The organism is Prosthecobacter sp. GW821-HT29F12, assembly GCF_058803405.1.
This window is the reverse complement of record NZ_CM179517.1, coordinates 3,389,429-3,413,234: the sequence shown is the minus strand read 5'-3', so window position 1 is coordinate 3,413,234 and position 23,806 is coordinate 3,389,429. Positions and strand designations below refer to the sequence as shown.

20 protein-coding genes are annotated in these 23,806 nt (G+C 62.7%); 5 read left to right on the top strand and 15 right to left on the bottom strand.

The window, feature by feature from the left end:
• Positions 1–153 precede the first annotated feature (153 nt).
• The 7 genes from AC3RLQ_RS14130 to AC3RLQ_RS14100 form a co-directional block, all read right to left on the bottom strand.
• Positions 154–567: a cupin domain-containing protein gene (locus AC3RLQ_RS14130; protein WP_493038091.1), complete on the bottom strand. Its 414-nt coding sequence runs from the start codon at positions 565–567 to the stop codon at positions 154–156.
• A 37-nt stretch (positions 568–604) separates the two neighbouring features.
• Positions 605–1,354: an SDR family oxidoreductase gene (locus tag AC3RLQ_RS14125; protein WP_493038727.1), complete on the bottom strand. Its 750-nt coding sequence runs from the start codon at positions 1,352–1,354 to the stop codon at positions 605–607.
• A 188-nt stretch (positions 1,355–1,542) separates the two neighbouring features.
• Positions 1,543–2,031, bottom strand: a complete 489-nt coding sequence (gene bamJ, locus AC3RLQ_RS14120) for a BamJ family beta-barrel-assembly machinery protein (protein ID WP_493038089.1) — start codon at positions 2,029–2,031, stop codon at positions 1,543–1,545.
• A 930-nt stretch (positions 2,032–2,961) separates the two neighbouring features.
• On the bottom strand, positions 2,962–3,702 hold the full coding sequence (locus tag AC3RLQ_RS14115) for an IS5 family transposase (RefSeq protein ID WP_493031932.1): 741 nt from the start codon (positions 3,700–3,702) through the stop codon (positions 2,962–2,964).
• A gap of 79 nt (positions 3,703–3,781) precedes the next feature.
• The gene (locus AC3RLQ_RS14110; RefSeq protein WP_493038087.1) at positions 3,782–4,564 is read right to left on the bottom strand and encodes a M90 family metallopeptidase; all 783 of its coding nucleotides are present in this window, start codon (positions 4,562–4,564) and stop codon (positions 3,782–3,784) included.
• Positions 4,565–5,367: 803 nt separating this feature from the next.
• Positions 5,368–5,844, bottom strand: coding sequence for a VOC family protein (locus AC3RLQ_RS14105; protein ID WP_493038085.1), 477 nt, complete (start codon positions 5,842–5,844; stop codon positions 5,368–5,370).
• A gap of 128 nt (positions 5,845–5,972) precedes the next feature.
• Positions 5,973–6,539 carry a hypothetical protein gene (locus AC3RLQ_RS14100; protein WP_493038083.1) on the bottom strand — a complete coding sequence of 189 codons (567 nt, stop codon included), beginning with the start codon at positions 6,537–6,539 and terminating at the stop codon, positions 5,973–5,975.
• 199 nt (positions 6,540–6,738) lie between these two features.
• Here AC3RLQ_RS14100 and AC3RLQ_RS14095 point away from each other — a divergent pair, with 199 nt between their 5' ends.
• The 3 genes from AC3RLQ_RS14095 to AC3RLQ_RS14085 all read left to right on the top strand — a co-directional run bounded on the left by AC3RLQ_RS14095 (position 6,739) and on the right by AC3RLQ_RS14085 (position 11,455).
• On the top strand, positions 6,739–8,286 hold the full coding sequence (locus tag AC3RLQ_RS14095) for a DUF1549 and DUF1553 domain-containing protein (protein ID WP_493038081.1): 1,548 nt from the start codon (positions 6,739–6,741) through the stop codon (positions 8,284–8,286).
• A gap of 11 nt (positions 8,287–8,297) precedes the next feature.
• Complete coding sequence (locus AC3RLQ_RS14090; RefSeq protein WP_493038079.1) at positions 8,298–9,656, top strand: DUF1501 domain-containing protein; 1,359 nt, start codon at positions 8,298–8,300, stop codon at positions 9,654–9,656.
• 467 nt (positions 9,657–10,123) lie between these two features.
• Positions 10,124–11,455, top strand: coding sequence for an ammonium transporter (locus tag AC3RLQ_RS14085; protein WP_493038077.1), 1,332 nt, complete (start codon positions 10,124–10,126; stop codon positions 11,453–11,455).
• A 191-nt stretch (positions 11,456–11,646) separates the two neighbouring features.
• Here AC3RLQ_RS14085 and AC3RLQ_RS14080 read toward each other — a convergent pair whose 3' ends face one another.
• Complete coding sequence (locus AC3RLQ_RS14080; RefSeq protein WP_493038075.1) at positions 11,647–12,717, bottom strand: hypothetical protein; 1,071 nt, start codon at positions 12,715–12,717, stop codon at positions 11,647–11,649.
• A gap of 119 nt (positions 12,718–12,836) precedes the next feature.
• Here AC3RLQ_RS14080 and AC3RLQ_RS14075 point away from each other — a divergent pair, with 119 nt between their 5' ends.
• The gene (locus tag AC3RLQ_RS14075; protein WP_493038073.1) at positions 12,837–13,763 is read left to right on the top strand and encodes a metallophosphoesterase; all 927 of its coding nucleotides are present in this window, start codon (positions 12,837–12,839) and stop codon (positions 13,761–13,763) included.
• A 47-nt stretch (positions 13,764–13,810) separates the two neighbouring features.
• On the opposite strand, the gene AC3RLQ_RS14070 is transcribed toward AC3RLQ_RS14075, so the two are convergent.
• The 4 genes from AC3RLQ_RS14070 to AC3RLQ_RS14055 form a co-directional block, all read right to left on the bottom strand.
• Positions 13,811–14,122 (bottom strand): hypothetical protein, encoded by a 312-nt coding sequence (locus tag AC3RLQ_RS14070; protein ID WP_493038071.1) that lies wholly within the window; start codon positions 14,120–14,122, stop codon positions 13,811–13,813.
• 237 nt (positions 14,123–14,359) lie between these two features.
• Complete coding sequence (locus tag AC3RLQ_RS14065) at positions 14,360–14,935, bottom strand: hypothetical protein (RefSeq protein WP_493038069.1); 576 nt, start codon at positions 14,933–14,935, stop codon at positions 14,360–14,362.
• A gap of 286 nt (positions 14,936–15,221) precedes the next feature.
• On the bottom strand, positions 15,222–17,150 hold the full coding sequence (locus AC3RLQ_RS14060) for an acyltransferase family protein (protein ID WP_493038067.1): 1,929 nt from the start codon (positions 17,148–17,150) through the stop codon (positions 15,222–15,224).
• A gap of 378 nt (positions 17,151–17,528) precedes the next feature.
• Positions 17,529–17,909 carry a hypothetical protein gene (locus AC3RLQ_RS14055; protein ID WP_493038065.1) on the bottom strand — a complete coding sequence of 127 codons (381 nt, stop codon included), beginning with the start codon at positions 17,907–17,909 and terminating at the stop codon, positions 17,529–17,531.
• Positions 17,910–18,656: 747 nt separating this feature from the next.
• Between AC3RLQ_RS14055 and AC3RLQ_RS14050 the strand changes: the two genes are divergently transcribed.
• Positions 18,657–20,435 (top strand): OmpA family protein, encoded by a 1,779-nt coding sequence (locus AC3RLQ_RS14050; RefSeq protein WP_493038063.1) that lies wholly within the window; start codon positions 18,657–18,659, stop codon positions 20,433–20,435.
• A 481-nt stretch (positions 20,436–20,916) separates the two neighbouring features.
• Here the strand turns inward: AC3RLQ_RS14050 and AC3RLQ_RS14045 are convergent, their stop codons facing one another.
• From AC3RLQ_RS14045 to AC3RLQ_RS14035, 3 genes are all read right to left on the bottom strand, one after another.
• Positions 20,917–21,651, bottom strand: a complete 735-nt coding sequence (locus tag AC3RLQ_RS14045) for a hypothetical protein (protein ID WP_493038061.1) — start codon at positions 21,649–21,651, stop codon at positions 20,917–20,919.
• Between the two features lie 63 nt (positions 21,652–21,714).
• A complete protein-coding gene (locus tag AC3RLQ_RS14040; RefSeq protein ID WP_493038059.1) occupies positions 21,715–22,464 on the bottom strand; it encodes a hypothetical protein in 750 nt (249 codons plus the stop codon).
• A gap of 39 nt (positions 22,465–22,503) precedes the next feature.
• Positions 22,504–23,793, bottom strand: coding sequence for a nucleotide disphospho-sugar-binding domain-containing protein (locus AC3RLQ_RS14035; protein ID WP_493038057.1), 1,290 nt, complete (start codon positions 23,791–23,793; stop codon positions 22,504–22,506).
• Positions 23,794–23,806 lie beyond the last annotated feature (13 nt).

The following is a 23,806-nucleotide window of genomic DNA, read 5'->3' as shown; positions in this document are numbered from 1 at the left end:
ATGCAACACCTGGCGAAAGCGGTGTCGGCGATGCAGGCTTGCGCCGTGCATCTTTGTCACCGCACTCCAAGACGCTGTCGCGTGACTCGGGTGCCCCAGACCTCCAGAACACACGACAATGCCCCTTAACTGAGTGCCATTCATACCTGGCTTCTACTTCCCGTGTTCGTCCAGCGGAGTGGAAAGCGGTGCGCCCTTTGGATTTTCCACGAAGGCGATGATGATCGTCTTTTCTGTGCCCGTATTTTTGCCCACGATGTGCACACTGCCGGCGGGCTCAAAGAAGACATCGCCTGCTTTCAGATGCAGCAGCGGGCCGCCTTTGATCTGAAAGTCGAGCTGGCCCTGCTGCACGTAGCCCGTGACCATGCCGGGATGCACATGCGGAGGCGCGCCTACGCCGGGCTGCAGTTCGATGCGTTTGACCACGATCTCCTTGTCCTTCAGCTCGGGATGGGCCTGCTTGAAGATCTCGGTGATCGTCACCGGCGGTTCTTCGGCGGGGAGAATGGAAAGCGAAAGGGTGAGCGAGGCGAGGACGGTGGCGAGAATGCGCGTTGTTTTCATGGATGGGGTTGGTTTGGGTAAATTGAAGTCTTTGAGCTCAAGCAGCGGAAGCCGCGAGCCAGTCTGTGAAACGGGTGGAACCGAGCAGCGGGTTCGCGCCCGGCACGAGGCTGTGGTCATCCACCGGCGTGCCGAAGTAGCCGGCATTCGCATCGGAGATGATCTCACGGGTGTCTCCCTGCGCGGCAAGGTACTGGCGCACCAGAGCATCCATACGGATGGGCTCGGGCCCGGCGAGCTCGACGGTGCCATTCAGCGGCGCTGCGAGCGCGATCTGCGTGACTGCGGCCGCGACGTCTCCGGAGTAGATGGGCTGCATCATGGCGGTGGAAATCCGTGGCACATCTCCCGTCATCGCGGACTGGGCGATGGCGTTCACGAATTCAAAAAACTGCGTGGCGCGGACGATGGTGTAGGGGATGCGGTCAGCCTTGATCAGCGTCTCCTGCGCCATCTTGGCCCGGAAGTAACCGCTGGCCAGCAGCCGCTCCGTGCCGACCACCGACAGCGCGATGTGATGCCGCACGCCGGCGGCGTTTTCCGCTGAGAGGAGATTGCGCCCGGAGGTCTCAAAGAAGGCGAGCACCGGCTTGTCTTCAAACGACGGCGAATTCGCCAGATCGACCACGACGCTGGCACCGCTGAGTGCCTCCGCGAGTCCTTCACCCGTGAGTGTGTTGACCCCGGTGGAGGGGGATGCTGCCACCACCTCGTGCCCGAGCTGGCGGAGATTTGCCACGACTTTGGAGCCAATGAGCCCGCTGCCACCGATCACCACGATTTTCATGTTTGTTTTCATCAGCAGTCCAGACGATCCAGCCGTGGGATCTGTGACAACGGCGGAAACTATTTTGAAAATCATTCGGTCACCGAGGTCGCGGGGGCCGTGGAGGTCGGCAAAAAAAATGACCCGCTGCGGTGTGCAACGGGTCATCTTTTGGAAAGAGAGTGATAGGCCGATGAGGCCCGGCATCATTACGCGCCAGCGCCGTGCACCTGGATCAGATGCACCTGGAAGATGAGGTCGCTGTTGGCCGGGATGTCGCCCATGGCCCGAGGGCCGTAGCCCAGATTGGCGGGGATGTAGAGCAGCCACTGGTCGCCGGGCTTCATGAGCTGCAGCGCCTCCGTCCAGCCGGGGATCACCTGGTTCACGCCAAAGGTGGCGGGGGCACCGCGCTCGTAGGAGCTGTCAAACACCGTGCCATTGGTCAGCGTGCCCTTGTAGTGCACCGTGGCGGAGTCATAGAGCGTGGGAGAGCGCCCGTCTGCAGGCCCGGATGCCAGCACCTTGTAGCGCAGCCCGCTCGGAGTGGAGATCATGCCATCGGTGGATGGCGTGCCGCTGATGGCCGGAGTGGCGGCGGCTTGAGCAGCGGGCTCGGACTTTTTGCCGCTTTCGCAGCTGGTCATGAGAAGCAGGAGTGCGGCGGACAGGGTGAAGGACAATGAAGAGCGTTTCATGGTGGCTGCGTTGGGTAGGGTGGTGCAGGGCCTCGATTGAGACTGGCCCCGTGGTGGCGGAAGATGTGGGCGGGAAACGGCCCGCGCGCAACCGAGATGCGTGGTGCTGCAAGGAGCTGCGAGCGGTGCGGGGGAAGGGAGCATGCTGTGTGGCCTCGCTCTCCAGCGATATGCGAAATGGATTTCTGGGAAGTGAGCGTGGCGACGCCCGACGGCGCTTGGAGGACCAAGCGCCCTACCTCGCGCCTTGCTTGCGCAGAACGAGCGCAGGTAGGGCTGGCTGTCCTCAGCCAGCCGCCGTCGGAGCCCACGATCTTCGAGCAAGAAGCAGCTTGTTAAACGGAAACGAGTTTTGCACAGCGCTGCAACCCGTTGTTGGGGAGGTTTCGTCAGTTGTGTCAGTTCTGTCAGTGCGTTTTGAAAGGGGGAGCCTTTTTTTCAGCGCTCCAGGTGAAGAATTGCATGCCCCACAGTTGCCTTGTGGCTGTGCAACAAGGTGCAGCTCCGCATCTCCCATACCTCACGGGGAGTCTCATGCGCCTTGCGGTTGCGGCGCCTACCTGTTCCACAGGAACAGGGCAACTTTGTCACAAGCTGCCCCCAACCGAGGGGTTTTGTAGGTTTCGGAGGTTTTGGAGGTCCATTTTGAAAAGGGGAGTTATTTTTCTGACCTCCCAGGTGATTGGGGGCTGGAGGTTTTGAGGGTTTTGATGGTTTTGAGGGTTCGTTTTAAAAGGGGGAGTGTTTTTTTACACGTGGGGATTCACGTGCTGGCATGACTCAAGGGTGGGTTGCCATGAGGGAGTTCATGAATGGTATGCCAGTAGATGTCATTGCATGTTACTCACTGGTAATTATAATAGCATAAAGTCACTTTGTTCCTCTGGCTAACTTACAGGTGAAACCTTCCTAGGCGGTGTTTGAAAACCCTCATCGGCCGTATTGAAGCCAGTCGATGACGGCAGCAAACTCGATGAGCGAGAGGAAATGTGCGGCGAGTTTGTCTCGCCGAGTGCTGGCACAAGCCCAGCGCTTCAGACGGCAGAAGTAGTTCTCAATGCGATAGCGCTGTCGGTAAAGTTTACGGCTGACCTTGCGCTGGATTCCACATCTGGCTCTGCGTGGAATGCAATGGGTTGCCCCGAGCAGTTGAAGCTGCTGACGTAGCTTGTCACTGTCGAAGCCTTTGTCGCCAACCACGCACAGCCCTGCAGGGTTTCCCAGCAGCGGCAGAACATGGTGCCCTTCATAGGCCTGTCCTGCGATGAGCAGCAGGTTCACTGCAAGCCCCCGCCCATCAGTAAGGGCCATGATCTTGGTATTGCGGCCTCCTCGCGTTTTGCCCATGGCCTGCTTGTCTGCGCCACCTGCAGGATTTGCAGCACACTGATGAACCACCACATGCGTGCCATCCACAAGCCTGATGCGGTTCCTGGTTTTGCGGGAGACCATGGTGAGCATGCGCTTCCAGAGACCTTCGCGCGCCCACTGCCGATGCCAGCCATAGATGGTGCGCCAAGGACCAAAACATTCGGGCAGGTCACGCCAAGGACCCGCGTTGCGCAGCCGGTAAAACAAGCCTTCAAGAACAAGATCCAGCGACGCTCGCGGACGGCCGCCAATGTTCAAAGCACCATTTTTTTGAGTCGCTTTTTGAGCGGCTCCCACCATGCAAAGCGTTGTGTTTTCATCGGTTTTCTCTCATGCCACAAATGCTTTCCTTGGGCAATCGAGGGTTTTCAAACACCGCCTAGTGTGTTTCCATCCACTCCCGTGGATCCAGACGGTAGTACCTGGCCAGCTCTGCGTACATCTCCGGCCGCTCATCGTACAGCTTGTGTGGTTTCTCGAAGAAGGTCTCGGTGGCCACGGCGAAGAACTCCGCCGGATTCGTGGCGCCGTAGGCATCCAGCACCTTCTCGGTGCCCTCCTCCGTGCGCTGCAGGAAGTCGGCGTAGTTGTCATGGAAGACGTGGGACCACGTGCGGTAGGCGGCACCGCTGGACAGGGCGGGGGCGCCATCGGTGGGACCGTCCTCATGGTCCAGCTGGTGGGCAAACTCATGGAAGGTCACGTTGTCGCCATCATGAATATAGCGTGCTCCGTGAGTCACGGAATCCCAGGCCAGCACCACGGTGCCCCAGTGGGAGGATTCCCCCAGCCGGTGAACCTCTCCCTCGCTGACGATGCCGTGGGCATCTCTGCGCTGGCTTACCGAGCTGAAGGTGGTGGGGTAGAGGTACACCGCGCTCAGCTTCGGATAAGGTCTCCCAGTGCGCTGCACCACCAGCAGGCAGGCCTGCGCTGCCACGGTGAGGATCATGGCCTCCGTCAGCTCCAGCCCGCCACAGCCTTCAAAACGGATCGTCGATATGAACTGCGCGATCCTCTCGTGAAGCCGCAGTCGCAGTTCCTCAGGCAGGTGGGCATACAGCGGTACATTCTCCTGCAGCAGGGCGATCCATTCCTCATGGAAGACCACTGGCTCCTTGGTCTCGATGCCTAACAGTGCCTTCAGTTTCTCCCAGATCATGGGGCGGAGAGTAGTCCATGAGAGTCTGGCTGCCAGAGCATTTGAAAAACTGGCCCATGACTGTGGGGCAGGGAGGTTCTTGTTCCACAGATGCAGCTCTTCCCGGCCATCCAAACTCTACTCCGCAGGGTGGAAAAAATAACTCCCCCTCTCAAAAGGAGCCTCCAAAACCTCCGAAACCTCCAGTCCACCTCCACCTGGGAGGGCAGAAAAAATAACTCCTCCTTTCAAAACGAACCCTCAAAACCCTCAAAACCCTCGAAACCTCCCCACTACATCGCCCGAGGTGGCTGAAAAAAATATTTCCTCTGCAAAACACACCGACGAAACCGACGAAACCCCTCAGGTGGGCAGCATCTGATCAAGTTGTCCTGTTCCTGTGGAACAGGGAGGCACGCCGCGACCATAGGAGCATGAGATTCCTCGTGAAGCGTGGGCGATGCGGAGCTGCACCTTGTTGCACAGCAACAAGGCAACTGTGGGTCAGCCTTCCTGCCACACACACACACAGGCCTGATAGAATTGCTCCCCCTTTTTAAATGCACTGACAAAACTGACAGAACTGACGCTACCGGGTTGTGTCAGTTTTGTCAGTGACCTTGAGATGGAAAATGGATGCAAAGCAGCCCTGTTTCTGGGCTCCGCAATCCCAAGCCCTGCCACACACGCAGGCCAGTAAAAAACACTCCCCCTTTTAAAATGAACCCTCAAAACCATCAAAACCTCCGAAACCCCAGTTTTGTTGGTTTTGATGGTTTCGTTGGTTCCCTTGGACTGGGATCGGGAGATGTTTTTCCGCCGGCCTAGGCGCCATCGGCGGCACGTTCCACTTCGGCGATGTCGATCTTGATCATCTTCGTCATCGCTTCCATGGCGCGGTAGGCACGGGCGGGGTCCGGGTCATTGAGCAGCTCCAGCATGCGTCTGGGCGTGATTTGCCAAAAGAGACCAAACCGGTCCTTCAGCCAGCCGCAGGCCACTTCCTCGCCGCCATTCGTGGTCAGCGCGTCCCAGAGCCGGTCCGTTTCGGCCTGGTCTTCACAATTGATCATGAAGGAAACGGCTTCGGTGAAGGTGAAGCTGGGCGTGTTCAGCGCGTAGTAACGCGTGCCCGCCAGCGTGAACTCCACCAGCAGCACCGTTCCCGCCGCCCCTCCGGGAGTGTCCATGGGCGAGCGTGTGATGCGTTCAATGCGCGAATCCGGCAGCAGCGAGACGTAAAACTGCGCAGCCTCTTCGGCCTTGCCGTCGAATGACAGGAAGGGGGTGATCTTTTGCATGGTTGTTTCGATGAGTGGTTGGCGGGGGGCGTTTCAGCGCACGCTGATAAATCAAAGATCCAGCCGAGTCCATGAGCGACCTGCGGGCGGGCGGGATTAGAATCCCAACCGCTCTCAGACCGGACACCTCACGGGCACCAGGCGTCGAGGGTGTTTTCCACCGCTTTCGCAGCCACGGAGACATCGATCGTGGGATCATCCTTGGCGAGTTCCAGCAGCACCACTTCGGGAATGATTTTCGTCACGGCCATGATGAAGGGCGTGAGCTCGCCGAGGTGGCGCAGGGCGATGTCTGCCAGCGGCTTGTCATCCATGCCCAGGGCGGTGGTGTGCAGCATCTCGTAGGACACGCAGGCCAGGGACAGGGCGGTGTAGTTGTCCCGCAGGATGCGCGAGAGGGGGTGCTTGCGCACCTGTCCATACAGGCCGGCCAGCGCGCCGGTGAGGTTCGTCACGGCTTCCTTCAGGGCCGCGCCCACGCCACCGCCCAGCGCGTGCGCCTGCCGCTCCATCTCCGCCCGCTGCGCGGCCAGGGTGCTGTGCATTTTTTCGATCAACTGGTGGGCCTCGATGTGGCTGCGCACGTCCGCGTCCTTGCACTGCTGGGCAAAGGCGTTCTCGATGTGCTTCGCCATCGCGGCGGTGTCGTTGACGTACATTTGCAGATTCTCGGTCTGGGCGGGACTGGTGGTCATGGAGAGTGGTGGTTTCCAGGCCATCGTGAATGAGAACCGGCGTGGATGGGCGAAACGTCGTGGGTGCGCCCCTCGCGCCCGCGCTTCGGAAAGAATGATCGGCGGCGGTCGTTGATGCTCAAACGAGGCCCCTCCGCCTTTCCAACCGTCTCAGCTCTTCGCTTCCAAACCGCCTTGGCAACTTCGGAAAGCAAACACCATGCGCTGCCTGATCTTTCCTCTCTGTGCGCTCGTCCTCGTCGCTGTCGCTGTGGCTGAGCGCCCATGCTCGGCGGGTGATACGGCCGCTGCAGAACTCGCCGCGTTGATCGACCAGCAGATCGACACACGCCTGCGCAGCGAGAAGGCGCAGCCTGCCGCCATGGCGGATGATGCGGAATTCGTCCGCCGCATTTACCTGGACCTCCACGGCACGGTGCCCACGCTGGAGCAGGCGCGGCGCTTTCTCACCGATGCCGCGCCGGACAAGCGCGCACGGCTGGTGGATGCCCTGCTGGCCGATGAGCGCTACGGCTTCTACATGGCCGACATCTGGCAGGGCTATCTGATGTCCCCGCTCGCGGATGAGATGGCCAAGCGCACGGATCTCTTCCGCAGCTGGCTCGCGGCGCAGTTCAATACACGGCGCTGGGATCAGATCGTCACCGATCTCCTCACCGCCACCGGCAGGATGGAGGACAATCCCGCCGTGACCTACCTCATCGAGGCCCGCCTGCCGCGCGCCGTGCCGGACCTGACCGATCTCACGAGCCGCTACTTCCTCGGCGTGCGGCTGAACTGCGCGCAGTGCCATGATCACCCCGTGGTGAAGTGGAAGCAGGCGGAGTTCTGGGGCCTGGCGGCCTTCTTCACGCAGATCCAGACGCCCAAGCGCGCCAAGCAGGTGTATGAAAAAGGCGTGGTGGATGATCCCACCCTCACGCTCGCCTCCCTGACCCAGGCGGGCAATCCGGATGGCTTTCTGCCGAGCGCGCCCACCTTTCCCGGCGGGCAGCCTTTGTCCGCCGCCGCCGGGCAGACGCACCGCGCCGCGCTGGCTGCATGGATGACCACCCCGCAGAATCCATGGTTTGCGCGGGCGATGGTGAACCGGACCTGGTGGCGGCTCTTTGGCCGCGGCCTCGTGCATCCGGTGGATGACATGCATGAGGGCAATGCACCCAGCCATGCGGTGCTGCTGGACGGGCTGGCGCGCCGCTTTGCGGCCTCCGGTTATGATCTGAAGCATCTGACGCGCGCCATCGTGCTGACCCGCGCCTACCAGCGCACCAGCCAGGGTGTGGCAGGAGATACCACGGGGAAACTGACGGCGCTGTTTGGCCGCATGGCCATCAAGGTGCTTTCCGCAGGGCAGCTCTATGATTCGCTGGAGACGATCTGCGGCTCGCCGGAAAAGGTGTCAGGCATTGACGCCCGGCAGGGCGCACGCTGGGAGTTTGTGCAGTTCTTTGGTGAAAGCGGCGATCCTGATCCCACGGCCTATCGGCGCGGCATCCCGCATCTGCTGCGCCAGATGAATTCCGGGCAGTTCGCCGTCAGTTCGCTTTCCAGCGTGGAGACGGTGTCCGGCGCGGGCTTGCCCTCAGCCGATGCGCTCGCATCCGAACTCTTTCTGAAGCTTCTCTCCCGGCAGCCCACAGCGGAGGAGAAGCGCCAGGCCAGCGCCTTCCTGACCAGCGGCGGCTCCGGCCTGCGCGAGCTGGCGTGGGTGCTGATGATGACGAGCGAGTTTTCACTGAACCATTGAGACCCACCACGATGAAATCCATGATCGACAGGCGGAGTTTTGTGACCACCACCGCAACCGGCGGCGCCGGGATGGCGCTGAGCGGCTGGCTCGGCAGGCTGGCGGCGGCAGCACCGGAGGGGAAGCGGCCCAAGGCCTGCATCCTCCTGTGGATGGCGGGCGGCCCCAGCCACATCGACACCTTTGACCCCAAGCCGGAAGCTCCGGCAGACATTCGCGGGGCGTTCAGCGCCATCGAGACCTCCGTCTCCGGCATCCGCATCAGCGAGCACTTTCCACGGTTTGCGCGGCTGATGCAGCACGCGGCCATCCTGCGCGGCATGAGCACGCAGGAGTCCGACCACAAGCTGGCCACCTACCAGATGCACACCGGCTACCAAAACCGCGCCGGAGCCGTGTCGTTTCCCAGCTTTGGCGCCCTGGTGTCCAAAGAGCTCGGCAGGCAGGATGTGGCGCTGCCCAATTTCATCACCATCGGGCGCGGACCGCAGGAGGCGCTGACCTCCGGGTTTCTGGGGCCGGATCATCAGCCGCTGACGGTGAATGATCCCATCCGCGGGCTGGACTTTGTGGAGCCCGCCGGGGAGCCTGCGCAGTTCCGCCGGCAGCTGGAACTGCTGCAGGGCTTTGATGCGGGCTTTCATGCCCGGTACCAAAGCCCCGCCGCCGACGCGCACCACAAGGCCGTGGAGCGCGCGGTGCGGCTGATGAATTCGCAGCAGAAGGAGGCCTTCGACCTTTCGCACGAGCCTGCCAGCATGCGCGATCTTTACAGCCCGCCTGCCGGTGCGCCCGGCTCCGCGCCTGCCGTCTCCGGTGGCAAGATGGGAAAAATGGTCAGCAGCGGTGCCAGCGCGGGCAGCTTTGGCCAGGGCTGCCTCATGGCGCGCCGCCTGGTGGAATCCGGCGTCCCCTTTGTGGAGGTGGTCATGGGCGATGGCGTGGGCTGGGACACGCATCGCGACAATTTTCCCCGCGTGCGCTCCCTTTCGCTGGAGTGCGATGCCGCCATGGCCGCGCTGGTGACCGATCTGCAAAGCCGCGGCCTGCTGGACTCCACGCTGGTGGTGTGGATGGGCGAGTTCGGGCGCACCCCGCAGTGCACCGGCGGCGGGCGCAACCACTGGGCCAAGGCCTGGAGCACCGTGCTCATCGGCGGCGGCATCCGCGGCGGCCAGGTCATCGGCCAGACCGACCGCGACGGCGCCACTGTGGTGGACCGCCCCATCAGCGTCCCCGACTTCCTTGCGACGATCGCCACCATCCTCGGCATCGACTACAAGCAGATCAACCGTCCTCCTGGCGTGGACCGCCCGATTCCGATTGTGGATACGAGCAAGAATGTGAAGCTGATCAGCGAGCTGCTCTAGGGGGAATGGAAGGCCGTGGGTGAACTTCGTGAAGTGGGAGCGTTGCGGAGCTGCTCCTTGTTGCACCGCAGCAAGGCAACTCGGGGCGGGCCAGCCGTTACCACGTCATGGTAGAAAACAATATTAACCCTCCAAAAACGAACAACTGAAGCTTGACTGGGTAGGTCGCCGGGGCGGAGGAGGGCCGCTTTTTGGGGAGGAAAGGTGGAGGCGACCTCTCAAAACCTCCCCGCACCATCGTGCTCCACCTGAGCAACTCGCACCTCAAAATCATCGTCTTCAGCCCGGTCGCGGAATCCGGGCACAGCAAAGCTGACTGGGGGTAAAAACCAGCGATGGAGTGAAAAATAGAGCAAGAATCGTGCCATCGACCGGTGGTTTTTTCTTGTCTGCGGGGGCTGTTTGGTTAGCATCGGCACCCCAACCAGCCTCCAACCAAGGCTCAAGCACCAACCTACCAACCAACCATGACCCCATCCCTGCTGAAACGCACGGGGAGCGGGGCCGCACGGCATGCCTTTGCCGCGCTGGCCGCGCTCGCTCTCGCCACCACCTCCGCCCATGCCGCCGACGGCTCCACCCTCAACAGCGGGGACACCGCCTGGCTGCTGACCTCCACCGCGCTGGTGCTCTTCATGATGATCCCCGGCCTGGCGCTGTTTTACGCCGGACTCGTGCGGGCGAAGAACATCCTCTCCATCCTGATGCAGTGCTTTGCGCTGACCGCCGTGCTCAGCCTTGTCTGGCTGGCCGTGGGCTACTCGCTGGCGTTTTCAGACGGCGGCAGCATCGTCGGTGGGTTCAGCAAAGTCTTCCTCAGCGGCGTCACGCCCACGTCCGTGCGCAGCGACTGCCCCACCATCCCGGAGCTGCTGCACTTCGCCTACCAGATGATGTTTTTCCTCATCACTCCCGGGCTGTTCATCGGCGCGTTTGCCGAGCGCATGAAGTTCCAGGCCATCCTGATCTTCAGCGTGGTGTGGAGCCTCGTGGTCTATGTGCCCTGCTGCTACGGCGTCTGGCACAAGGCGGGCGCGTTCTTCGGCCTCACGGGCGTGATCGATCTCGCGGGCGGCATCGTTGTGCACATCACCGCCGCCGTGGCCGCGCTGGTAGCTTGTATTATGGTCGGCCCGCGCCGGGGCTTCCCGCATGCGCAGATGATGCCGCACAATCTCGCCCTCACCGTCACCGGCGCAGGCATGCTGTGGGTGGGCTGGTTTGGCTTCAATGCGGGCAGCCAGCTCGCAGCGAACGGCTCTGCGGCCATGACCCTCGTCGTCACGCACATTTCCGCCAGCTCCGCCGCCGTGGTGTGGATGCTCATCGAGTGGCTGCGCAACGGCCGGCCCAGCGTGCTCGGCATCGCCACAGGCTCCATTGCCGGGCTCGCCGCCATCACCCCGGCCTCCGGGAAAGTGGGCCCCGTGGGAGCCCTCTGCATCGGCGCCATCTCCTCCATCCTGTGCTGGCTGGCCTGCGCCAAGCTCAAGCAGCGCTTCAAGTACGACGACTCGCTGGACGTCTTCGGCGTGCATGGCGTCGGCGGCTTTGTGGGCACCATCCTCGTGGCCGTGTTTGGCACCACCTCCTTCGCCGGCGGCCTGGGCGACTTCCACATCGGCAGCCAGCTCGTCACGCAGCTCCTTGCATCGCTTTACACCATCCTGCTTTCCGGCATCGCCAGCTACGTCATCCTCAAGGTGATCGATGTCACCCTCGGCCTGCGCGTCAGCCCCGAAGATGAGAACCAGGGCCTCGACCTCGCCGAGCACGGCGAAGCCGCCTACAACGACTGAGTTCAAACCCATGTCGCGGGAGGGAAGGCGGTGGCAGTAAACACGCCGCCGCCCTCTCCCTCCCCGCGCATGGAGGGCGCTTAAAGTTGCCCTGTTCTTGCGGAACAGGCGAGCGCCGCAACGACGAGCACTGTGAGGGATTCGTGACGCGTGGGAGATGCGGGGCCGAACCTCGTTGCGCAGCCACGAGGCTACTTTGGGCCCAGCCTGCTTGCACCATGGCATGGTATATAAAAGCAGAAGGAGGTCAGACTTCGATCTTCCAAGTCTCCTTGAGCATCCAGCGCCACCCCTCGCTTTTTTTTGGCAAACTCTTCTTCTGAGCTGAGATCCTCATAGAAGCACCAGCCATCTCCTGCCGTGCGGCGATAGCCGGGAAACTCTCCTGCATCCCTGGCGCACAGCAGCCAGCGAAACCTGCCGCTGTTCAAATAGTAATCGGGCGCATGATTAGCAACCAGCAGGAACCCATACCCAATGCCTTCGGAAAAGACCAGAGATTCGGCGTTCCAGGGCGCTGCACCCTGCGATTTTTCTGTGGAAATGCAGATCGGCCAGCGGTTTGCACGCGTCAGAGGATCCGGGCTTGAACGCAAACGTTGCTGCATGAAGGCCAGCCGGGTAGCCTGATAATCGTCCACGAGGAAGCTGACGCAGGTGACTTCGGCGCGGCTCAGCAATTCGCGCAGCTTTTCATAAAAGCCCTTGGGGAAGCACGGCCTTGTACGGCTCTTGTAGTCGGAGCGTGTGAGCTCAAAAGGCGTCTTGGCATCAAAGTCATAGGTATGGCGGCGCAGATCCAGACAAGCCAGCTCCGTGCGAATCAAAAGATCTGTGGATTCTCGCAGGGAAGCCTGGGCCGCCTTCACCTCGGCATACAGCTCGCTTGCCCAGTCTTTGAATGACTGGCTTTCGCGTGCGGTCAGCCAGCAACGGGATTCAGGAGTGGTGTCATCGTAGGCCCAGTCAAAGCAGCGGTCAAAGTCGGCAAGCGGCAGCCAGTTGTCCGGCCATTTGTGGGAGCCTTGGGTGTCCTTCTTTCTCCAACTGCGGAAGTCGTGGACCGAGGGAGGCACGTCCAGCAGCTCCACCCAGATGTATTTCCACACATCACCGGGGCGTTGGATGGCCATCAGCTCGTATACACGGTATGCCTCGGCAGCATCGGCCATCAGATGCCGCAGGGCCAGGTCATGAAGCTTCACCTTGAAGGGCAGGGAAGGATCATTTCTCCAGAAGTGGCAGATGAGATCAACGAGCATAAGAATGCCATTGTGGAGAACGCTGGCACTGGCGGCAAGCCGCAACTCGATGCTCACGTAATACCTGTTCCATTTCACCCTCGCTAAGGCACTTCATTTCCCGTACTCTCCCAACAGCCATGCCCATCCATCTTTCCACCCCATCCCGGCGCACGTTTCTCACTCAGCTTGGCGGCGCGGTCGTTTGTGCTCCGGCGCTGCATGCGGCGGACGCGCAGCGGGTGGATGCGGACCGCATCGCCATTCTTAATGACACGCACATCGCCGCCGGGCACACGGCCAGTGCGGCCATCCCCACGCATCTGCGGGAGACGGTGGCCTGGCTCGTTGCGCAGGAGCGACGGCCGGCGGCGGTGGTCATCAATGGGGATCTCGCCTTGAGCAACGGGCGGCCCGGCGACTACGCTCACTTCGCGCGGCTCATCGCCCCGCTGCGGGAGGCTGGCATGCCCGTGCACCTCACGCTGGGGAATCACGATGACCGCGATGTCTTTTACCAGGTGCTGCAGGCGGAGAAAGCCGCAGAGCCGCCCGTGGTCTCGCGCCATGTCGGCGTCGTCTCATTGGCCAAGGCGAATCTCTTTCTGCTCGATTCGCTCAAAACCGTGGGGCAGGGCGCGGAGGCACGCATCGTCGCGCAGGGGTTGCTCGGCGCGGAGCAGCTGGAGTGGCTGGGCCGCATGCTCGATGCGCACCCTGGCAAGCCCGCGCTCGTCTTCGCTCATCACAATCCCCGCCTTGGCGGCGAGGAAAAGCATTTCCCCGGCGGGCTGGAAGACTCCGAGCCCCTGTGGGAGCTCCTCGTCTCACGCCCGCAGGTGAAGGCGTATGTGCACGGCCACATCCATCATCGGGATCACTTCCAGCATCGCGGCATTCACATCCTGAACACTCCCGCCACCTCCTACGTGTCCAATCCCACCGCCAGCACCACCGGCTGGACGATGGCCCAGCTCACGGATCAGGGTGCGGACTTCACCACGCTGACGCATGCGCCAGACCACGCGTGGAATGGCAAGGTGGAAAAGGCGGTGTGGCGGGCTTGAGCTCCGCTGCCTCCTGAGGCAGAAGGCGGAGCGGGGAGCGTGGAGTGTTATTCCGCAGACGCCTGCGTCAGAGGTCCCACATGCACGGAGCCTCTTTTATCTCCGGCGTGCCGGATGGCCTGCGCATGGTAGAAGGTGTTGTTGTCCATGCTCTGGTGATCGTAAAGGAAGGGCGTGTACAGCTTCGGACTGTACTGCTGCAGCGCCACTTTGTTGTTCATCACAAGAGGGCCAATGACGCCTGGAGCGGATTCGAGCACCGTGCCGGTGTGAACCAGCTGGACCTTGGGGGAATTTGAGCAGGCGGTGAAGCTGGCGGCCAGACCAGTCAGCGCGAGCAGCATATAATGACGTTTCATGGTGGTAAGTGGTAAGGAGTTGAAGATGGAGTTTGAGACTCTCAGTTCTAACATTGGACACCAAGGGATCGAACCCAGCTCAAAGAACGACCTTCCGGTGCACCCCCGAACAGAGGGTCAGGGACTCCATTACCGCCATGCGGACGGCCGCCGATGTGTTCCCCTCCCACCCTTTATCCACCACCTGCTGGCGGGAGCCTCAGTCCGGGATTGCACCCTGGATCAAGGAGTGCGCTGTCAAAGCCCGGCTCCTGCGCCTTTCTTTTCATCCGGGTTCATGATCACGCTGAAATGTTTGGCGACGCATTTCGGACAGATGCCATGGGTGAACTGGGCGGCGGACCGTGAGGCGACGTATTCCTCCATCTGCTGCCATTCGCCCTCTTCATCCCGGATGTCCTTGCAGTAGGCGCAGGTGGGCAGGAGCCCCTCCAGCGTACGTACGCGGGCGCGCAGGGCCTGGGTTTGCTCAGAGAGCTTGCCGCACAGGAAGGTGATGAAGAAGAGGATCGCGAGCCGGATGATGGCATTGATGATGGCCACGGGCAGCGTGTAGGGGATGCCCCAGGCGTATTGGATGCTGAACCGGATGATGCACAGGATGGCCGCCAGCCGCAGGGCGGTGCGGAGGCCGCAGTTCCACGCCATCAGCGCCACGGGGATCACAAACAGGAAGGGAAAGAAAACAATGGGGCCTGCCAGGAAGTCGCTGCAGGCCATCAGCAGGGCAATGCAAAACAGCACCCGCTTGTCATTCCAAGGATACCGTTCGAAAAAGTATTCCGACGGAGGTTGGGACGGGTGGCCATTCATGGCTGTTGCCGCTCAAGAAACATGGGATAGGTGCTGTAAAGGGGCAGAGTCACGCAGGTGACTATGAATCAGTGACTAAGGGAAGGCAATGGATTCCCAAATCTAAACTAAGGCAAGTCTTATCGCGATCTGCTGACAGCAGGCCTGACGCGGTGAGCCGGGGAAGCCCGGGCGCTCGAAACGGACGCGGGCGCTGACAAAGGAGCACCGTCCTTGGAAGGTGGAAAGGCTGGAGATGGGGGCCTTTGCCGGTGATGGGGGCCTTTGCCGGTGATGGTTGGCAGTCCTACCTCTCCTCAAACACCCGCTTGAAGAGAGGGCTCAGCAGCTCCGCGCCTTCCCGGGTGAGGTGGTGGCTGTCGAAGTAGAGGATCTGGTCGTTTTTCAGGACGCCGTAGAGGCCGCGGGGGTTGAGGAAGAGGTCGGCGGGATCGATGACGGTGGCACCCATTTGGGCGAGTTCGGCGAAGGTGGGCTCCAGGGCGGCATTGGCCTGCTGGTGCTTCTCCTTGGCGATCCCGAGGGCGTCGAGGTCGCCGCCGCGCAGGGCGGTGAGGGCGGCAATGCGGGGGACGTCAAAGCCGGGGGCGGGCACGTCCTTGAGCACGAGCACCTGCGCGCCAGAGGCCATGAGCGTGCGCACGGTGGCGATGAGATCGGCCCGGAACTCCGCGGAGGCGGCAAAGGCGTCCCATTTGGCCGTCATGATCACGTGCGGGATGTGTTCCTTGGAAATGAAGGCCACGACGCTTTCGGCCACCTTGGGCGCGGCTTTGCCGAGGCCGAATTCGCCGGGGCTGATGTAGTGCAGCACCGGGGCGGTGGAGTGGAAGCCCGCCAGTACGCCGCGCTGCTGGTGCTGGCGGCAGAGGGTGTCGATGGCCGGGGCGATGGCCATGGCGTGGCTGTCTCCCCAGACGAGGACGCGGATGGGCTGGGTGCCTTTGGCGGAGCCGAGTTCGGTGAAGTTTCCGGCCAGGGCATTGTCCGGGCTGAGGTTTTCGCGGAAGCCATGGCTGTCCCGGCTGGCAGCGTAGGCCAGAGCGCTGGCGGGGAAGCGCGCGGGGAGGCCTTTGAACGCGGACACGCTGAGGGCCGAGGAGATGAACACGCCGGTGACGACTGCCGCGAAGGTGAAGATCTGCCGCCGCTCGCTGAGCCAGCGCCGCTGGCGGAAGGGCGTCTCGATCAGCTTCCACGACAGCACGGCGAGGACGAAACTGGCCAGCAGAAGGCCGATGCGCATGGTGGTGGTGAGCTCGTAGGCGGAGAGGTACTTGGCAAACACGAGCAGGGGCCAGTGCCAGAGGTAGAGCGGGTAGGACACCAGCCCGATGAAGACAAAGGGCCGCCACGAGAGCAGCCGCCCCACGGCGGAGAGCCGGGCATCGCTGGAGGCGATGATGAGCCCCGCGCCGAGGCAGGGGGCCAGCGCGGCCACTCCGGGGAAGCGCGTGCCGCCATCAAACCCCAGCACCGCCAGGCCGATGAGCGCGAGGCCGAGCCAGCCGGAGACCTCCTGCACCAATCTGTTTGAAGGAAAGCGCCCGCGATACACCGCCACCAGCACGCCGATGAGCAGCTCCCACGCGCGCGCGGGCAGCAGGTAGAAGGCCATGCGCTGATTGTGCGAGGAGTAGCTGAGGGCCACGCCGATCACAAGGGAGCCGAGGGCGATGCCCCAGATCCAGCGCATCCAGGTGCGCGGGCGGGAGCGCACCAGAAAGGTGAGCAGCAGGGGGAAGAGCAGGTAAAACTGCTCCTCCACCGCGAGGGACCAGGTGTGGAGCAGGGGCTTGGTCTCAGCGCCGGGATCGAAGTAGTTGCCGTCTTTCCAGAAATGGAAATTGGCGGCCATCACCGCCTGGGCCATGACGGATTTCCCCACACGCAGGAAGTCCTCCGGCAGGCAGAAGAACCACGCCGCCCCCAGCACCGCCACCACCATGCAGGTGAGCGCGGGCATGATGCGCCGGATGCGCCGCTCCCAAAACTGCACCATGCTGAAGCTGTCGGCGGCGATCTCCCGCAGAATGAGCGAGGAGATGACATACCCGGAGATGACAAAGAAGACATCCACCCCCACAAAGCCGCCGCTGCAGCCGAGCCCCGCATGAAAGAGCAGCACCGGCAGCACCGCCAGCGCCCTCAGCCCGTCCACATCAGGCCGGTAGCTGGAAGACGAAGATCCGGCGGAGGCGGCAGAAGGCGTCATGGGGAGAGTGCAGGTGGGCGTGGGGAGGGGAAGGGGGAGCGCTGCCTGCTGTAAACTGGCAGGGCTGGGTCTGCACCTTTTTCCTGCGGGGTGCTGCGGCGCAGGAGGGCGCGCCTGGCAGGACCGGGAGCGGCGGTGAAACAGCCGTGGTACCCGCGAGGCATTACGGTGTCCCCGTTACCATCGAGCACGCAAGTGTCTGCGCTCCTTGGTTGCGCGGGTGCCCGGCCCTGACCTTACGGCAGTGTCGCCGCCGGTGGTGGTGAGGAGGAGACTGCTGGCTGACGAACGAGCGCCGGGCACGGCCCCGCCCTCTCTTCACCCAGCCAGTCTGACAGGTGGAGAGCGGGCGAGCTTACTTAAAGAGTGGGTACAATCTCAGCGCAGCGCGGTGGCGCGGCGGACTTCGTAGCTACCAAGGGCGGGATTCGTGATGGTGTGCACCGCCAGGGGAGCCAGGGGTGTTAAAGGACCCACGTAAACCGAGCCTCTGCCAGCGCCAGGGGCGCCATGCCGGATGGCTTGGGCGTGATAGAAGGCGTTGTCATCCAGACTCCGGTGATCGTAAACAAAGGGCGTGTACAGCTTCGGGCTGTACTGCTGCAGGGCCACGCTATTGATCGTGTAGAGGGGACCGTTGACGCCCGGGGGATGGACGATCCGGGCGGTGTTGACCCACTGGACGCTCGAAGGAAAGGCGCAGGCGGAGAGGCTGGCGGCCACGCCGGTCAGGGCGAGTAGCAGAAAATGACGTTTCATGGTGGTTGGTAATGAGTCGGGAATGCAATTCTGACACGCATTTTTAACAAAAGACTCAAAAAAGATCGAATTAAACTCGGTGCTGGATATCTCGAGTGCCCCTGAAAGTCATGTAGAGGCCACCGCCAGCAGGCCTCTTACTTTCAAGCGTGGTTGATAGTCAGTGCTCCGCGCCCTGCTTCACCGGCTGCGCGTTCCAGATCTTGAGGCCGTCGAGGCAGCTTGGGGCGGGGGCTATAGAAAAGGGGCATGCGATGAGGCAGCTGACCACGCTGGAGCGAAGGATTCCACAGACGCGCCCAGAGCATCCCTACCATCCCAGAGCCACGCGCGCCGCAGGGCGGGTAGGGAACCGCTGCGCGGGTCCGAAGCTTCGGGTCTGCAGCGTCGCGGGCGCAGAAAAAGGTGCGCCGTCCTTGGAATGGGGAAAGGCAGGAGATGCGGGCCGTTGCTGCGAAGATTCATCCCCCTGCTTCTCCTGCTCCGCGCTCCCAATTTGCCAGTTCCAAGGGCATAGGCACAGGAACAGGGACAGGGACAGGGGGAAAAGAAACCGCCTGAGGGCAGGCCGCTGTCGGCGGGAGATACGATAAGCAAGGAGCGGCTGAACCATGAGCAGGCGAGGCCTGCTGCGGTCCCTCGCTTCGCCGCTATGCCCTTGAAGCCTCAGGGCAGGGTTAGACCCCATGGAATGCCCCACCGCCACACTCTAGCCTGAATCATCGACGCGTCCCGCACCTTACCCTTATGAAACGTTTCCTCCCATCTGCCTTTGCCACCTTTGCCATCCCATTCCTGTCGATGGCGCAGACCTCCGCTCCTCCTCCTCCAGACGAAGAAAAGCCGCTGGTCCCTAAAGCACCCGTCCCGGCACCTGAGACGGTTGTGCCTGGCCAGCCTTCTGCCGCAGTGCCTCCTGTGCTGCCTGCCGGCGTGACTCCGGGCAAGCTTCCTGCGGCGGTGCCTCCCGTGACTGGCCTGCCTGAAAAACCTGCGATACCCGGAGCGGATCGCCCGGGCCCTCCCGGCGGTAAACGCCGCGGCCCGCCCGGAGCCAAAGAGGCACCCGGCGCGCCCGAAGACCCAGCCACGGCTCCCGGCAAAGACAGGCCTTCAGCACGTCCGGGTGAAACGCCTGGGACGCCACCCACCCGCGAAAAGGACGGCAGGAAAGACCGCGGAAAGGGACCCGCCAATCGCGGCACGCCCCCGGCCACCCCCGAGACCCCAAGCACGCCCGCTACACCACCCGCCGCCCCCGGCACGCCAGTCACTCCCGGCACACCACCGGTCATGCCCGCCACGCCACCTGCCACGCCCGCGAACCCCGGCACGCCGCCCGCTATCCCCGCCACCCCACCGACCACCACCGGGACTCGTCCTCTGCCTGGCAAAAGGCCCACCGATCCGCAGGAGCGGGGCGGTGACCCTTCCCGGCCCCCCGCGCCCGCCCCTGGCGCTCCGATGCCTGCCGTGACCACGACACCCGAAGCCCCTGGCGAAACCAAACCCGCCGTACGGCCCGAGGCACGCGAGCGTCCTGAGCGCCCCGCCGCCCAGAAGCCCCCTTCCCAGGAGACGGCCAAAGTGCTGGAAGATGAGCCCAAGCGTGACCGTCAGGCGGACGCCGCACAGGCGCGGAAAATTGACAACAAGGAAGATGCCAAGCGCCTCCTTCTTAACATCCTCGGCGCCGGTGCCGCCGCCGTTGGAGTTAACTCCAATGATCGTCGTGAGCCTGACTCAAGGCGTCGCCCCGGCGGCCCCATGCCTGGCTACGGCTACCGTCCTTCCGTCGAGGAAGTGGGCAGAACCCAGCAGGACCGCGAACGCACCGTCTCCAGCATCGTCGAACGATTCCAGGGCCGCGCCCCGCAGGCTGCGCCCTCCGGCAGCCTCCATCGCGAACAAAGAATCTTCCAGACCACGGAGACGCAGCGGCACACCCGCTTTTACGAAGGGAACCGCCGGGTGATCCGCTATTCCTCCATGCAGGAGATCCCACCGGTCATCGTCGCCTCCCAGCAGCTCCAGCGCGTGCAAGTCCTGCCCCAGGCTCGAAGCCCCTACAGCATCAGGCCCCAGGCGCCGCAGCAGGGGTATTACCAGAACGCCATCCCCCCTTCCTACACCACCGGGGATGCGTATGCCGTCTCCTACAGCGTCGATCCGAAATCTGCCATCAGCACGGATGCCATCCTCTTCCGCCAGGGCTCCACGGACTTTGCCGACGCCTATTCCTACGACCTCGTCATCGACATGGCCAACGCCATGAAGGCACCGGCCCTCGCCAACGACACCTTCGTCATCGAAGGCCATGCCTCGGCTGAAGGCGATTATGGGCAGAATCTCCAGCTCTCCCAGGAACGCGCGGAGCGCATCTCCCGGGAGCTCGTGCGTCATGGCGTGAGTGCCGAGCGTCTCATGCCCGTGGGCTATGGTGAAGCCGAAGCCGCCAGTCCGGCCGATGCCGCCGAGGCCGACCGCAGCCTGGACCGCCGCGTCGTGGTCTTCCGCATGCGCTGAAGCAACCTTCCATTCGGGCATCGGGTGTCCGAATGGAATGCTGGGCGTCTTATTCCCCAGATCTTGAGTTCATCGAGGAAGTTTGGGGCGGGGGGCTTTTGAAAAGGGGAACGCGCTGAGGCGACAGACCACGCTGGGACGAAGGATTCCACGGACGCGCACAGCGCATCCCTACCATCCAGAGCCGCGCGTGCCGCAGGGCGGGTAGGGAACCGCTGCGCGGGTCCGAAGCTTCGGGTCTGCAGCGTCGCGGGCGCTCAAAAAGGTGCGCCGTCCTTGGAATGGGGAAAGGCAGGAGATCCGGGCCGTTGCCGCGATGGTTTGCCCCCCCCTGCATCACACGCACGCGCCGACGGCTTGGAACTTCAAAAATCAAAAATCGATGGTTCGACAATCGTCAATCCTCCGGCTCCAGGGCGTCCTGGCCGTGCGTGATTGACGATTGATGAACAAGGATTGCTGATTTTTGAAGGGTGTCCCCCTACTTCACCGCCTCCGCGCTCCAAATTTTGAGATCATCAAAGAAGCCGTCTTTGCCCATGCAGCCGAACTCGACCTTGGACTTCGTCGGGTGGGCGATGCCGGGGGACTGGAGGAAGGCCACGGGCTTGCCGTCGATGGAGGCGCGCATTGTGTCGCCCACGGTTTCGAGCATGAAGCTGTGCCAGGCCTCGGGATCGAGGCTGAGGGGGAAGCTGACGTTCTTGCGGCCTTTCGGCGTCGGGGGCTCGCCGGTGGCGCCTTCGGGCCGGGCCACGGCCAGGCCCTTCTGATCCACGAGGATGAGACGGTCCGCCGCGATGCGCGCCATGCAGAGGTGCCCGTAGTGCGAGCCGTTGAACTTCCGGTCGTCAAATTCCGCCGTCACGGACTGCGCCCCGCCCAGCCGGAAGCGGAACTCGATCACACTGTCCTTTGTCGGGATGTCATTGCCGATCACCGCTTGATGCCCCTTCACCGGCGGCTTGCCATCCTTCGCCGGAGCATCAAAGCGCATCTGTGTGCCTTTCAGCGCGCCGTTCTCCACAGAAAACGTCGGCACCACGATGGCCCAGCCCTTGTCCTTGCCCAGCTCCGTCCGCTCGAAGTCATCGGAGAAAAGCAGCTCCTTCTTCTTCGCGGTTGGCTCGGCGGGAATGGACGGCAGCTTCGGCGCATCGGCAGCGAAGGTGGAGGCGGTGATGAGCAGGAGGGGCGCGAGAAGGCGGAGTTTCATGGGGCAGATGAAACGCAGCTTCCTCGATGGTTTGTCAGAATGTTGCCCCCTGATCCCGTTCCTTTACTGCATGAGGATGGTGGCGAACTGAACCCAGGCATCTGTCTTCGCGATGAGCGCTGACGCCACACAAACGACAGCGTGAGCTCCAAAGGCACCGGCAAACCAGCGGTCGATGCGGCTTTCCAGCATGCATTTGATGCCAAACAGGATCGCCCCCAGCAGCAGGGTGGTGAGGAATGCGCTGAAGCATTCTTCCATCCACGTGCCCGCGTACCAGCCGTTGAGTGCGGGCATGCGGCCCAATGCTGCGGAAACAATGGACAGGGACGCCATGAACATCATCGGACGATGCACTTCGGGACGCCGGCGATACCTGATGCCTACCAGCACGAAGGCACCAAACGCGACGATGCTGCTCAAAGGCACGGTCAAAAACTCCTTGGGCGTGAGGCCAAACACCTTCAGGTCCGGTGGATTCACCCGTGCGGCATTCACGGCGACGAGACAGCCGGTGACGACGATGGCGGCGGCCAGGGCTGTGCCGAACAGACCGAGCGTCATGTGGACGCGCTTGCGGCCGGAGGCAACGAGCAGCGGCTGCACCACGGACAGCAGCATCCAGGCGGTCATCAGCACGGCATGCACGATGAGGAGCGTGCGGATGGGCGGCGTCAACGGTCGCTCGGGGAAGGCCTCCATGTTCAGGTAAAACAGACGGAAGCCGACAACGGTCAGCACCAGCAGGGCGAGGGAAGCCGCCGAGTAAAACAGACGGCTATGATGGGGCTTGGTGAATGACAAGGTATTCATGGAAAGGGGAGGTGATGAGACGAGGGATGCATGGGAAAGTTAACAAGCGCAGCAGGCAGCCTGCTCTGCCAGAGACTCAAGCTCTGCGATCGCGTCAATTCTTTCAGATTCCACAGCGATGGCCGTGCCCAGACGGCGGGCGGCTTCGGTGAATGCGGGCTGGGTGATCAAGCGATTCAAGGCGGTGCGGATTTCCTCGCTGCTGCTGCTGGCGCTCATTCGCAGTCCCGCGCCGTGCTCGACGACGCGCACGGCATTTTCATCCTGATCACGACCATGCGGAATGACGAGCATCGGGCGATGATGGCTCAGGGCACGCATCACCGTGCCGTGACCGCCGTGGGTGACGACCACCGCCGCCTGCTGCATGACGGCATTGTGGGGCGCACTCGGTACGACCACGGTGTTTTCCGCCGGACGCACGGACTCGGGTGCCACCTGCCCGAGCGTCACCAGCACGCGCACCGGAAGCTCCGCCGCGGCATCGATCACTTTTTGCAGCACGCCTTCGTGGGCCTGATAGGTGGTGCTGAAGCATGCGGCGATGAGGGGGCGGGGATCGCTCTCCGGCCATGGCGAGCGCCATGGCTTTGCCCAGGCGGGCTCATCGAGCTGCGGGCCGATGTAGCGAATCTTTTGCGGCAGTTCTTCCACGGGAAAATCGAACGAGCGGCTCGAAGCCAGGAGAAAGCGCGTCGCGACTTCCAACTGCTCCAGCACGGTTTCAATCGGACTGAGTCCCAGCGCGACACGGGTGTCGTTCAGGGCGCCAAGGTGGGCGTCCAGCATCGCGAGCGTGCCCTGGCGAATCTGTGCGTGCAGGGCCTCTTCTTCAGCCGTGCGTGGGGGCGGCAGTCCAGGACCGAATGTGGGCATTCCTTCCAAGGGATACAGGCACAGATTGGCGGAGAGGATGGCCACCGGCTGGCCCCGGCTCTCGCACGCGGCGAGGATGCCAGGCAGCATGTCGCTGGTCACCACCAGATCCGCCGGTTCGCGATCCAGCACGGCGGCGAGGTCACGGGCGTAATCGAGCGATGGACCAAACAGGATCTTGTCCAGCGCGAGGCCGATGCCCTCCTGTGGACTGGCGGCTTCCCAGTCGCGCAGCGGACAGCTCGCCGGTGTCTTGTCAGCCCGGTTTGGCGCGGTCTGCCACGCGTGAAAGGCGATCCCTGCAGCCGCAGCGTCTTCGCGGCTGGCCTCGTCGCTCATCAATCGGACGCGGTGACCACGTTTGTGCAGTTTGCGGGCGACGGTGATGACGGGCGGCAGATTGCCGCCGCCCTCCCAGGTGGTGAACAGGATGTTTTTGGGTTCGGTGCTCATGCGATGGGTGGTG